Origin of the sequence: Ornithinibacillus scapharcae TW25 (assembly GCF_000190475.1) — a bacterium.
GTDB lineage: Bacteria > Bacillota > Bacilli > Bacillales > Amphibacillaceae > Ornithinibacillus > Ornithinibacillus scapharcae.
Genome location: NZ_AEWH01000071.1, coordinates 39,958 through 50,555 on the forward strand (window position 1 = coordinate 39,958; position 10,598 = coordinate 50,555).

The 10,598-nt window shown below is 37.1% G+C and carries 2 protein-coding genes; both read right to left on the reverse strand.

Annotated features, from left to right (window positions below):
• Positions 1 to 2 precede the first annotated feature (2 nt).
• The gene (locus tag G5W_RS0119515) at positions 3 to 3,971 is read right to left on the reverse strand and encodes a non-ribosomal peptide synthetase (RefSeq protein ID WP_010099277.1); all 3,969 of its coding nucleotides are present in this window, start codon (positions 3,969 to 3,971) and stop codon (positions 3 to 5) included.
• A 37-nt stretch (positions 3,972 to 4,008) separates the two neighbouring features.
• Positions 4,009 to 10,593, reverse strand: a complete 6,585-nt coding sequence (locus G5W_RS0119520; protein WP_010099279.1) for a non-ribosomal peptide synthetase — start codon at positions 10,591 to 10,593, stop codon at positions 4,009 to 4,011.
• Between the last annotated feature and the right edge of the window lie 5 nt (positions 10,594 to 10,598).

The window sequence follows — 10,598 nt, forward strand, 5'->3', positions numbered from 1 at the left end:
ATTCACCTGCTATTAGAAAATTCCGTTGTTCTACTCAATTTCTCCGCTAGTTTCTCAGCTACAACTCTCGCATTAGGTTCAGCTAGCATGGTATAGTGAGTCCCAGGAATCTCTGTAACATAAACGTTTTTCTTAGTTACTTGTCCCCATCCCAAATCTCCTTGTGCCGAATCCGCCAAATGGTTTTCCAATGCCTTATAGATTGATAGATTATTATCAATCTGTTGTGCTTGGTAATTTAGTACTGCTGTTCGATGATATTTGTATAGCTTGTACAACGTTTTTGCTTGTTCCAAATTACTGATATCATTGCGGATAACGTTTTGTTCTACTCCCACTTCTAACATCGCTTTTAACTGATCCTCAGGACTTAGATCCCGAAGTTCATCCCTGGACAATTCTATTCTCCCTTGTGAGATCGCATAATTCATCAGTGCTAAATCATCTTCAACTAGATCTTGACGAATTCCTTGAACGATACTTGAACTGATGATTGAGACAAAAACTTCCTCCCCGTCCCTTAACAGTTGTCTAGCCATCTCAAACGAGATTAGCCCTCCCATGCACCAACCGCCAATATGGTATGGACCCATAGGTTTTACTTCTTTCATCTTTGAAATGTAGAATTTTGCCATTTCTTGAATATCTTGAAAAGGTTCTTCTCCAATTTGTAACCCTTTTGCACGTACACCGTATAGCCCAATCTTATGTTTTTCTAAATAATGTGCTAGTCGCTCATAGCTGAATACATGCCCTCCATGTGGATGCACCATGAACATGTTTAGATCTCCTGTCACATTATTTAAAGGAATGATCGTTGGGGAATGCACATCTTCTTTGGAACGTAACAGGGTAGCCATACCTTCAATGGTTCTTCCCCTTTCAAAAAAGACGGATAATGGTAATTCTTTATCAAATTCATTGTTAATTTTCATCATTACCCTTAAAGCAAGTAAGGATTGCCCGCCAAGTTCAAAGAAGTCATCGGTAATTCCTATTGGATTAACGTTTAATCCTTCCTGCCACATTTCTACAAGTTTCTTTTCAATGTCATCTCTGGCTGGTATTAATTTAGTTGATAGACTTGAGCGATTGGTTTCAAGTTTTGGCAGTCCTTTTCTATTTACTTTTCCACTCGAAGTCCTAGGGATTTCTTTGATTGTCATATAATGTGAAGGAAGCATATAGGAAGGTATCTTATCTTTTAACTCACTCCTAATGACAGAGAAATCCAGCTCATTTGATGCAACTAGATAAGCGACTAAAGCCTGCTCACCATCTGAATGGGTAAAAACATGAACCACAGAATCCTTTACATCTTCTATTTGTCTTAATACAGACTCAATTTCTCCAAGTTCAATCCGGTTCCCTCTCAGTTTAACTTGATGATCGATTCTCCCTAGATATTCGATATTTCCATCTAATCTATAGCGAGCTAAATCGCCACTCTTATAAAGTCTTTCTTGTGTATTTGGATGCGTTATGAAGCTAGCTAAGGTTTGCTCTTTTCTTTTGAGATACCCTTTTGCTAAGCCCACACCTCCGATATACAATTCACCTGGTACACCAATAGGTACAGGGTTTAAGTGATGATCTAAAATATAAATCTTTGTATTGGCAATTGGTTTCCCAATCGGGATTTTAGAATACGGAGAATCCTTTTCACACTCGTAATACGTGACATCAATCGATGCCTCAGTCGGTCCGTATAAGTTGAAAAGAGATTTATCCCGATAGTGTTTGTAAAACTTGTCTTGAATTTCCTTCGTAAGCTCCTCTCCACTACAAATCACCCTTTTTAAATGCTTGTGTGTATGAGTGTGATTAAAATCAAGAAAGGCTCTTAGCATCGAAGGTACGAAGTGCATTGTTGTAACTTTTTCGTCCTCCATCAGTTTGCCTAAATATTGTGGATCCTTATGACCGTCTGGCTTCGCAATTACAAGTCTAGCTCCTACCATCAAGGGCCATAGAAATTCCCACACAGATACATCAAATGTATACGGAGTCTTCTGCAGAACAACATCCTTATCTGATAAGCTAAAGTAGTCTTGCATCCACTCCAACCGATTCGTAAGTCCCTGATGAAGAACCTCAACTCCTTTTGGTTTCCCTGTTGAACCTGAGGTATAGATAACATAAGCTACATTTTCCCCTTTTACAGTGACTTGCGGGTTTTCAATACTCTCACTGTGTAATGCCCAATCAGTCAAACAAATTTCATTAATATTGGTGATGTCAACTAATGTTCCCTTCGTACTCTGTTCCGTCAATACGGTTTGTAGCTCCGCTTCTTGAATCACAAACTGCGTTCGTTCTTTTGGATCTTCTGGTGCAATAGGGACATAACCTGATCCGGATTTTAATATTCCCCAAATAGCAATGACCATTTCAATTGACCTATTCATGCATATCCCAACAAGCTTGTCAGGTCCGATTCCTTGTTTTCTTAAGTAATGCGCCACCTGGTTAGCCTTTTGATTTAACTCTCGATAAGTCATGGATTCACCATTAAAAGTAACGGCAATTTGTTCTGGTTTGCGTGCCGATATTTCTTCTAGATACTGTTGCACTAGGCAATCATCGTATTTCTTTTCTGTATTATTCCAATTATTGATTTGGTCTAGTTCCTCTTCCGTTAACAGGTCATTTTGTTGTATTGGTGAATTCTCGTTTTGGACCATCAGTTTTAAAGCCTTTATAAAGTATTGATGGGCTCTTTCCACATATGACAATGGGATTCGTTCTGGATCAAATTGTAATGTAAGGTAAAGTTCACGATTACTAGAACTCTGCCTGAAATGAACCATTAATGGGAAGTTAGTTACTTCATTAAAATATCGGTCGACAATTTTAAGAGAACCCTCTTTGAGTTCTTCCTCATTCGTATGATGAAAATGAGTATAGTTGAAAGCTGTTTCAAATAATATAGAGCCATCAAACATATTCTTCATCTCAGCAAGAGGGAATCGCCTATACCGCATAAGCTCCTTTTCAAGATTAAAGATATTTTTGATAAAATCAGCCCAGGATTCATTTCCGACCTGATATCGAACTGGTAGAGTGTTTAAAAATAATCCTAGTATCCTATCTCCATCTTTACTTTCTGGTCTACCATTAGTTACTAGACCAGTCATAACATCTGTTTGTCCTGTTATGAATCCCATTACTTTAAGATGTACAGCAAATAGTATAGTTTTAAATGGTACTCTTAAGTTTTTGGATAAATCCATTAGTTGTTTATAAAGTTTCTCAGAAATCTTTGAGCCTACCATGTTCTGTTCATCCGGCGATAATATCTCAAACTCAGGTAGTGAGCTCCCCTGGTAGTCTTTTAACTTTTCTTTCCAATATGTTCGGTTTTCACTAGATTCAATTGCTTGTTTCTCCATTTCAACAAAGTTTCGAAAAGATACTTCCAATTGTCCTTTTGATGTAGATTGTCCAGTGGTGTATAGGGAGTGGTATTCTTTAAGAAGCTCTGAAATGAATAAGGAAGCACTCCAACCATCTAGTATCGCATGGTGAAACAAGACGCTTAGTTGAAACGAACCTTCTCCCCTATTGTGTATATAGACCCTAAATAGTGGGGGGGTGTTAAAATCAAACGACTCCTTTTTCTTCTGCAAAAGCCATTGCTCTATCCTGTCAAGCTGTTGTTCTTGTGGTATATGGGAAACATCGATAAATTCCACATTCGGAATGACTGACTTATGGACGATTTGAAGAGGTTGTGAGAACTGTACTAAATCAAAGGAGGTTCTTAGTACAGCATGATTTTTCATCATATTTTGCAAAGCTTGGTTGAATAGGCCCTCATCAAATTTCCCTTTTAAGTGATAGCTCATTAGATCATGATATACTCCACTTTGATGATTATATAAGCTATGAAATAGCATACCTTCTTGAAGATTCGTGAGTGGGTAAGCATCTTCAATTTGTGTTTTATCGTAAGTAACTGTTTTACTCATTTCATTCACTCCTTATTTCATATCAATTTAAGTAGTGTCATGATTGAAAAAGCTTATTCAAGTCCTCATCAGAAATAAGACTGAATGTATCGGAAGTTTTGCTTTCTTGATTTACTACCTTAACATTCTTTAATTGCTTAGCGAGTTCATCTAACGAGTCATATTGAAAAATATCTTCAACAGATATTTGGTAATCATGATCCCTAATCTTATAAACAACTTGAATACTCTTGATTGAATCACCACCAAGGGCAAAAAAGCTATCGTTTACGCCTACATTTTCGACACCCAGTACTTCTGACCAAATGCTTGCAATTACCTTTTCTTCTTCTGTTCTCGGCTGAATATAGTCCTCTTTAGACATTAGTTGTTTCACATCTGGTATCGGAAGTTGTTTTCTGTCTACCTTACCATTTGAAGATAACGGCAAGCTTTCTAGTTCAATCAATAAGTTTGGAACCATGTAAGTAGGTAGTTTCGTTAATGCAAATGTTTTTAGTTCATCAAGATTTGAAATGATTCTTTCTTCCTTTTGAAGAACTACATAGCCTACCAGACGTACACCTGTATCACTTGGGATAGTTGTAACTACTGTTTGTTTTACATCTAGATGACTTGTAATAACAGCTTCTATCTCTCCTAGCTCAATCCTATTTCCATTAACTTTCACTTGATGGTCTATTCTACCTAAATAGACTATATTCCCATCTTCCATGTACTTCACTAAATCCCCTGTTGCATATAAGAGACTATTGGGATTGAATGGGTTTTCTAAAAATTTTTCCTGCGTTTGTATTGGCAGATTCAAATATCCCTTTGCAAGTCCTATTCCACCAATATATAGTTCACCTGGTACCCCAATAGGAACTAGCTGTTTGTTTGAATCTAATATATATAGTTGGATATTAGAAATTGGTTTCCCAATTGGTACCTTGTTTGCCTCTTGACCAGGTAAACACTTCCAATAACTTACATCGATTGAAGCTTCAGTTGGACCGTAAAGATTATACAGTTCTTGACCTTCAGAACTTCTTTTATGGAAGAATAGTTGTTGCAGTTCATTCGTCAGTTCCTCGCCACTACAAATAATTCTCTCTAAGGTATGACATTGACTAATATCACCAAATTCTAAAAACTGTGCTAGCATTGATGGAACAAAATGGATCGTTGTTATAGACTCCTCCATGATGATTCGCTGTAAATATTCTGGATCTCTGTGACCATCACGCTTTGCCATAACCAATGTTGCACCTGTCATTAATGGCCAAAAGAATTCCCAAACCGAAACATCAAAGCTGTATGGAGTCTTTTGAAGCACACAATCATAATCCTGTAATTGAAAGTATCGTTGCATCCATAAAAGACGGTTACTCACCCCGGTATGTTTAACTTCAACCCCTTTGGGCTTTCCGGTTGATCCAGATGTGTATAAGACATATGCCACTGACTCCTGATCTAATTGAACACTTGGATTGACTTTTTCCATTTGATACAGCTCTGGTTTCTGCTGAACCAAGTCAACTAAGTTTATGGACATCCCAGTACCTTCAAATACCTTCTTCGTATCAGGATGTACAAGTACTATCTCCATATTCGTATCCTTAATCATATGGTTGATTCGATCTTTTGGAAAATCCGGGTCTAACGGTACATATGCTGCACCTGTTTTTAGAATTCCGAGTAAGGAAACTATCATTTCAATTGATCGATACATAGAGATTCCTACATAATCTCCTGGCTTGACTCCTTTTTTCATTAAATAGTATGCTAACTGATTACTTCTCTCATTTAGTTCCTCATATTTTAGAGCTTTCCCTTCATATTTCAGAGCCCTATGGAATGGAGTTTTTCTTACTTGTTCTTCAAAATACTCTATAATACTCCGTCTATAGTCCAGCAATTCCTCCGTATCATTCCATTTATGTAACAGAATTTCCCTCTCACTTTCTGTTAGCATAGGAATGGCCGACAGTGGTGTATTCGGAGCATCTATTACACTATGAATCAACTGGTAGATATGACTTGACATTCGTTCAATAGTACTACGTCGATACAACGAAGTGTTATACTCTATTGCTAAGCACAACTGATCATTACTATTCCAAGATATAAACATGGTGTCAAACTTAGCCGAATAAATAGGGAGTTCCACACCTTGAATCGTTAGCCCACTTAACTCAACTTTTTCCATCGGAGTATTTTGGTGAACATATCCTATCCGGAATAATGGTGTCTGGTTCAGATGACGATTTGGTTGGAGTCGATCCACAATTGCTTCAAATGGGGTTTGTTGGTGTTCAAACGCCTCTAAACTGGTACCCCGCACTTGTTTTAATAAGTCAGAGAAAGTCATGGAAGGCAACACTTCAGACCTCATTACTAACGTGTTGACAAAAAATCCAATCAGTGGATTTAACTCTTTCAGCGTTCTATTCGCTATCGGTGACCCAATACTAATGTCATTAGAACCTGTATAACGATAGACTAGTAGATTTAAAATGGATAGCATTGTCATATAAATCGTCGACTCATTGGCGTCAGATAGCTGAACCAATTTTTCAGTCATCTCTTTTGAAAAGCGAAGATAAACACGATCCCCTCGATCCTCCAATGATACTTTCCTTGGATAGTCGGTTGGCAACTCTACAGGCTCGAGTCCATACAAATTTTCTTCCCAATAAGCCAAGTCGCTTTGATAAGAATCACGATTAATACTCTGTTGTTGCCAATTGGCAAAATCTCGATACTGTATATTTAATTCCTGAAGTGGGCTCTCCACCCCATCATGATAGAAATTATATAGCTCTACTAGCTCTTTGTTAAACACACCTACTGACCAAGCATCCGAAATGATATGGTGCATGACAATAAGTAAAAGATGTTCAAGTTCACTTTTCTGAATGATCACCACACGTAAGAGGGAGTCTTTTTCCAAATCAAAATTTGCCAATATTGCATCTTCCGCAATATTCCGAATCTTATTTTCCTGGTCAACTTCTTTCTCGTTGACTAATGAATGTTTTTGTATGGAAATTTCTCTTTCTCTATGAATAACCTGTAATGGCATATCGTCCTTTTTAGAGTAAATAAAATTAGTTCTTAGGCTTTCATGCCTCATGATGATATCCGAAATACTTTTCTCTAAAGCCATCTCATTCAATGATCCTGTTAATTTTATAGCGGAGTACATATGATACGATGTTTGTTCAGGGTAAAGTTGATTTAAGAACCATAGTCTCTGTTGATTAAAAGATAACGGATAACCATTAGGATTATCTTCAACTCTCTTAATACTCTGGTCCTTGTTTAAATAAGTTCCATTATTAGTAGACCCTTCCTCCTGCTGTTCAATAATTTCAATAAGCTGACGTAGAGTTGGCCCTTCGAATATCGCTTTTAATGGAATTGTGACACCTATAGTTTCTTTAATTAGTAATATTAGTTGTGTCGCTAATAACGAATGTCCACCTAATGCAAAAAAATGGTCGTTCAATCCCACTTTCTTCACATTTAATAATTCCTGCCATAGTTGGGCAATTCGTTTTTCCAAATCCGTACTTGGCGGGGTGAATTCTCTATGCTCATTATCCTGGATTTCTCCAAAAACTGGAAGGGACTTTTTATCCACTTTTCCGTTTCTGTTTAGTGGTAATTGTTTTAAAACTATTATCTTTTGCGGGACAGCATAATGAGGTAATAAACCTTCTATATGATGTTGAATTTCTAATGCTGCTACCGATTCTGGGTCATCTACTTGAACATAAGCATATAACTCATGTGAATTACCTATTTCAGCAACTTTGACGGCCGATTTTTGTACTTTGTTAAAACTAATGAGAGCCTTTTCAATTTCAGGTATTTCTACTCGATATCCCCTGATTTTTACTTGCTCATCCCATCTTCCTATAATCTCAATCTTTCCATCTATATGGTATCTTGCCTTGTCACCCGTTCGATACAGTCTATCATTTAGATTATTCGTAAAAGGATTGGATATATATTTCTGGTCAGTGAGTGCTTGATCGATATAACCATCCGTTAAATATGGGGTACGTATTACCAGTTCTCCTATCTCGCCCAAGCCTGCTTGCTTACCATTCATTGTTAGAATAAGTAACTGAACATCTTCAATACCGCGTTCAATCGGAACAACTTCTCTTTTCCCCAGATGAACATGATCTAGTTCATAAATACCCATGACTTGTGGAGTTTCTGTTGTCCCGTAGAAGTTGATTATTGTCGCACCCGGAAACTTCTCTTTCATTTTTTCTGCCTCTGAGAATGTCCAAGACTCCCCTCCAACCCCAAGAAGTCTTACATTTTCGAGAGAAGTTTGACTTTTTGCTACCTGTAAAATGCTAAATAGGCCTGGTGTCAAATGTATCACCTGTATCTTCTTTTCTTCAATCCACTCGTGCAATTTATCCGGCTCTTTACTATGATCAAAATGCGGTATACAGACAGTTCCTCCAACCCATAACGCAACAAAAATGTCTCTTAGTAATGGATCATGTGACAGACCAGATAGCATAGAAAATCGATCATCGTTAGCCATGTTGTACTTAGAAATATACCATTTTATAAAATGGGTAACAGGGCCATGAGTACCTTGGATCACTTTCGGTTCACCAGTTGTACCCGATGTTAAACTAAAGTATGCACGGTCATCACCGCTTATCTTTACTAGAAACGAATCATCACTATAATGATTCAATACATGATTCAGAGAAAAAAGCTGTGCCTTCAGACTACCTTGTATTTTCTGTTCGGTAAATTTTTGACTTTTATAATCCATTGATAAATCAATGATTCCCTGGTATTCAATAGACCGTAACTGCTTTTCTAAAACAGCCTCTGGATGGATGGAGTCTAATATAGTAAATGACGCACCTACTTTTAATATCCCTATCAGACTGTAAATCAGTTCTGGTGACCTTTGGGATACAATAACGACATGATCACCTTTGAGAATCCCTTGCTGAGCAAGATAATTTGCCACTTTATTACTAATTTTATCTAACTGATCATAGCTTATTTCCTGGTTCCCATAATGAATTGCAGGATAGTCTGGTTGTCGTTTACACTGATTTAAAAAGCCACTAATGATACTTGATTGATCTTCGCGCTTTAATAACTTTGTTGGATTTTCTACTTTTGTTCTCATCTCTTGTGTTAATAGAGAAATATCAGATAACAGGATTGTAGGGTTCTCTATAACTTGTTCAATAATAAGATGAAATTGGTTTATATACTCCATTATTCTACTTTTACTATACAGATCTGCATTATAGAGCATGTTCAATTTGAACCCAGTTTCCGTTTCAAATGTGTACAAAGTTACATCAAACTTTGTATATATAGCTTCATAATTCCCATTTAGCGGTTCGATAGTCAATCCAGACTGTGTATGGTTTAATTGATTTAGTTTTACAAAATTAAACATAACCTGAAACAAGGGCATCTGGTCTGAATCGCGTTCTGGATTAACGAGTTCTACAACCTTCTCAAATGGAATATCCTTGTTTTCATATGCCTCTAATGACACATCCCTTACACGTTCTAATACTTCCTCGAATGTTAGGCTCTCTTCAATATCCACTTTCATGACAAGAGTGTTAATAAAAAATCCGATTAGATTCTCTGTCTCAACACGATCTCTGTTTGCAAATGGTGTTCCAATCGCAATTTCATCTTTACCGGTAAGCTTATGTAGTAAAACAAAGAAGGTAGTCATGAAAAACATGTATGGAGTAAGCCGTTTTCTTCTACAAAATAATTTTACCTTATCATTCAGAGTGGTCGATAAATGACTTTGATAATAACCACCCTTAAAAGTATTGTCCTTCGGACGCTGCTGATCAGCTGGAAGTTCAAGCTTCTCGTGTTGACCAGCTAACTTCTTTTTCCAGTAATGTTCTTGTTCCTTCATTTTCCCATTTGTCGATATACGATGTTGCCATGCCGCATAATCGGAGTACTGAATAGGGAGTTTAGGCAATGAATGATCCTTTTTGTTTTGTAATGATTCATAAATGGTCCATAACTCCTTGTATAAAACCTCCAATGACCTGGCGTCGCTAATTATATGATGAATATTGAAGAGAATCAGATACTCTTCTTTGTCATAATGAACTATCTTGCACCGTAACAACGGTCCTTTTTGTAGATTGAAACATTCATTTGTATCCTCATAAAGTAGCTTTTCTACTTTATTTTCCTTCTCTTCTAAATGGTCCTTGGTTAAAGAAATGATTGGAACATCAAGTTGAAGTTCATCCAGAACAATTTGAATCGGTTCACGTTGTTCGGAAAATCTAAATATCGTCCTAAGAGATTCATGCCTTTTAATCAACAAATTCAGGCTTTGAATAAAGTTTTCTGGTTTAAAGCTTCCCTTAACACGTGACCTTGCTGGCATGTTATAGGCTGGGTTACCAGGGTTTAATTGATCTAATATAAATAAGCGCTGCTGCGCAAAGCTAACTGGGACTTCCTTCACCTGTTGATCGAGAGGAAGGATTACCTCCCTCTCGATATCTATGCCTTGCTCCTCAAGCATTTGCTTGAGGAGCTCAACCTTTTCTTTTGGCCATTCATGCAATTGTTTATATATATCTTTCAATCCAT

Bases quoted from the DNA above. Each gene is read 5' to 3' on its own strand.
- G5W_RS0119515 (WP_010099277.1), bottom strand. From the start codon at position 3,971: ATGAGTAAAACAGTTACTTACGATAAAACACAAATTGAAGATGCTTAC.